3 protein-coding genes are annotated in these 3,435 nt (G+C 57.0%); 2 read left to right on the top strand and 1 reads right to left on the bottom strand.

The annotated features are described in order from the left end of the window. Positions 1-143: 143 nt before the first annotated feature. Positions 144-1,202 carry a site-specific integrase gene (locus tag AC07VY_RS07415; protein ID WP_495096663.1) on the bottom strand — a complete coding sequence of 353 codons (1,059 nt, stop codon included), beginning with the start codon at positions 1,200-1,202 and terminating at the stop codon, positions 144-146. A 121-nt stretch (positions 1,203-1,323) separates the two neighbouring features. Between AC07VY_RS07415 and AC07VY_RS07410 the strand changes: the two genes are divergently transcribed. Further along, a complete protein-coding gene (locus AC07VY_RS07410) occupies positions 1,324-2,322 on the top strand; it encodes a DNA-binding protein (protein ID WP_495096664.1) in 999 nt (332 codons plus the stop codon). A 291-nt stretch (positions 2,323-2,613) separates the two neighbouring features. After that, positions 2,614-3,435: P-loop ATPase, Sll1717 family (locus AC07VY_RS07405; RefSeq protein WP_495119480.1), on the top strand; the 822-nt coding region annotated here is incomplete at its 3' end.

Raw genomic sequence — 3,435 nt, 5'->3', positions numbered from 1 at the left:
TTCATCCCTACCTCCTCAAGAATGAGGAACGCAAACATGCAAATCACGCGCCAGCTCGGGACTTATTCAGCGTTGCCCTAAACAACTGTAGCCGGTCGACCCGCACGTCGCATGAGGCTGTTGGGCAGGCAAATCAGCCGTTGCTATCCTAATAACCGAGCTGCTGCACTGGACAGCGTCCCCTCCATCCGGAAATACCCCAACACCGTAGCCACGCTATGGTGGCCGGTCATCGCCATAGTCTCCGCCAGCGGCACATTCTGCCGCCCAGCCTCGGTCACAAATCCCGAACGCAAAGAATGCGCAGAAAAATCCCCCTCAATGCCCGCAAGCGTACAGCGCATTTTCACAATATCGCGCACGGCAGCAGGGGAGAGCGCTTGGCCTACATGGCCGCCTCTGCGCACCCGCCTAAAAATCGCCCCGGAAGTGATGCCGCTGGTCTGCAACCAGGCCTCCAGGGCCTCCGCCGCAGGGCCGAGGACCGGCTTGGTGTTCTCCGGTTGATCGGCACCGGATTGGTTGGTCTTGGAAAAGGCGAGGGTGTAGCTGAACCCGTCAGGGATGCGCTTCAAGAACTGCATGTCGGCCCCAGCGACTTCCGAGCGCCGGCGACCGCCGCTGGCCCAGGCAAACAGGAGGAGGGCGCGGTCACGCACGCCCCCTGGCGAGTCGTCGCAGGTGGCCAGCAAGGCCTGCAACGGATCCTGGGTCAAAGCATCTTTTTTCTGGGGTAGGGCGCCCCGCTTGGCATAGGCTTTCCGAGTCCGCGACAACAGCTCGCGCACCTTGGGGTCATGGCAGGGGTTCTTCAGCTCACGCAGCTGGTGCGCCTTGGACAGCACAGCGATGCGGTGCACCAGGGTGTTGTGCGCCATGGCACCGAGACGGCCTTTATAGCCAGACTGCACCAGGGCTTGGTCGATTTCTGGTGGCAGTTCGGACACCAAGCCCTTGGCTGTGGTCCGCTCGGCGTGGTCGACGATGAACTGCAGTACACAAGTCGTTGGCAGTGGCAAGCCAATCTGACCGCCATAGCGCAGGCCGTACCAGGCCGCCCAGTAGCGCAAAGCGCCACGGTAGCTGGCCAGGGTGTTCTGCGATTCCCCTTCGCGCAGCAAATCCTCCACAGCCCGTTGGGTGACGTCCGTGAGCTCGGTGGGCTGCAGGGCGGGCGTTTTGCGGAGACTGGGTAGGCGCATATTGCTTCAAACTTATATTTTGTTATTTATAAAATGTAGTATGTATGATCTATTACATAAATTCCATATAAACCACGATAACAATCTCTTATCGTTGGTAAATATTAGACGGAGTAGGGCGATGCCACAGAAAAATATGCGGGGTGTGCAGCAGGACGATGTCTGGGCGGCGGCGGACGCCTTGATCGCCGAGGGCCTGCGCCCGACCATCGAACGCGTGCGCCTGCAAATGGGCCGCGGCTCGCCGAATACGGTGGGGCCTCTGCTGGAGGCCTGGTTCGCCACGCTGGGACCGAGACTGGGCGTCGGCGAGGCCAAGGAGGAGGCGGGCGGTCTTCCAGCGGCCGTGCAGCAGGCCAGCATCAAACTCTGGGAGGCCGCCCTGTCCCAGGCACGCAAGGAGATCGACATAGCGGCGGCGGCCGCGCGGCAGGCACTTATGGACGAGCGCGCTGTCTTCGAATCCCGGGTGGCCGAGCTGGCTCAGCAGGAGGCGGTCTTTGCGGAACGACAGGCGGCGACCGAACGCGCCCTGCTGGTCGCACAGGAGCAGATGGCGGATCTGGGCCAGCGCTTGCGGGAGGCACAGGCCCTGCTGACTGAGCGGGACCAAGAAATCGATGGACTGCTGTCCCGGTTGTCGGCTGTAGAACAGCAACGGGAAACAGAGCGCCGGCGCACCGATGAGGAGGGTCAACGCCACGCCGAAGAGCGAGGGAGGGTGGAGGAGCGGGCTGCAGCGAATGAACGCCGCCTGATGCAGGACATCGATCGCGAGCGGCAAGAGTCGAAGCTGGCCAAAGCCGCGTTGGCGGCGGCAACGCAGCGGGCGGAAGAATCCCACCAGCAGTCGGAACTGAACAAGAAACAGCTGACCGACAAGTTGTTGCATGCCGACGCGGAACTGCGGTTGATCCGCCAAGCACTGGCGTCTACCGAGGAACGCGCATCGGAACTCCGTGCCTTGCTGGATACACAAGCTGCAGCGAACGCAGCCACCCTGAAGCAATTGGGCCTACTCGTAGCAAATCAAACCGTCCCCAAACCAGTGCCTACCACCAAACGGACACGGAAATTGAAGCACACCTCGGATCACAGTACAGACAAAATCCAGGAATGATCCAGGGCAGCCGAGCGTTGCAGTTGAGCATATGCTTGGCCTGCTTACGTTATGCGGCATCACCATGAAATTGCAGTGGCCGGTGCTGTCGCTGCTATCACAAGATTAGGCTTCGCGGCCAAAGGCACGGCTTAAAAGGCTACATACGCCCCCAAATAGGTATTTATCCGGACCGTCTCAAGTTGCGACTTTTATGCTCCAGAACCTCTGGTTTCTCAGTCTCTACTGCCGGATTGCATGCGAGGCAGTTAGACTGCAACTCGACCTCTCAAAAACTGGCGGGCAGCTACGATGGCAACAAGTTTCGTATTACCAAAACGAGCGTTAGAACGTATTCAGATTGGACAAGCATTTGCTGAGTATGATCTGATTCGCAATGAGCCGGAATTGTTTGTTTCCACGCCAGCTGCATTGGCAGCTCTTGATCAATCATCACAGAAGTGTTTTTTTGTAGGCCGGCGAGGTGCTGGAAAAACAGCGATCACCTATGAGTTGCTTCGTCGTACCACGGACTCTATCTCCATAGTTCCACAGATTTTCGATCTATTGGAACTGCCGTTGGCGCACGACGAATTTCGCGACACAAGACAGCGTCCCTTCAAGTCCCTTACGCACACATTCGAACGGGCGCTTCTGGATGAGTGTGTTCGTCATTTACTGGCATCCGGTCGCGTAAAAGAAAGAGCCCTCCCACCCACAATTACCAAAGAGCGAAATCTTATCGAAGATTGCGATTTTGATCAGCGCATTCTAAGCTTAACTCAAGAAATATTTGACGCATATTCCAAGTCACAGGACAAGCTGTGGTTGAGGCAAATTAATCGTAGCAAAGAATTATCAGCGGAGCTAAACTCACTCAGCGACAAGGGAGGGCTACGCGTCACACTTTTAATTGATCGCTTAGATGAGTCTTGGGATGGCTCAGAGTCGGCGATTATTTGTCTAATGGCATTAATGCATGCCGCTGTAAGGCTCTGCGCATCCACTCCAGCAGTTCGACCATATATATTTATTCGCGAAAATATATACGATCGCATCCGCTCGATTGACAATGAGTTTGCCCGACTAGAGACGGCAGTTGTATTTCTGGACTGGTCTGAGCAAAAGCTTGTT

The sequence above is a fragment of the Rhodoferax sp. GW821-FHT02C08 genome, from assembly GCF_059421805.1.
The sequence above is the reverse complement of the archived record's forward strand: the minus strand, read 5'-3'. Positions and strand labels throughout refer to the sequence as shown.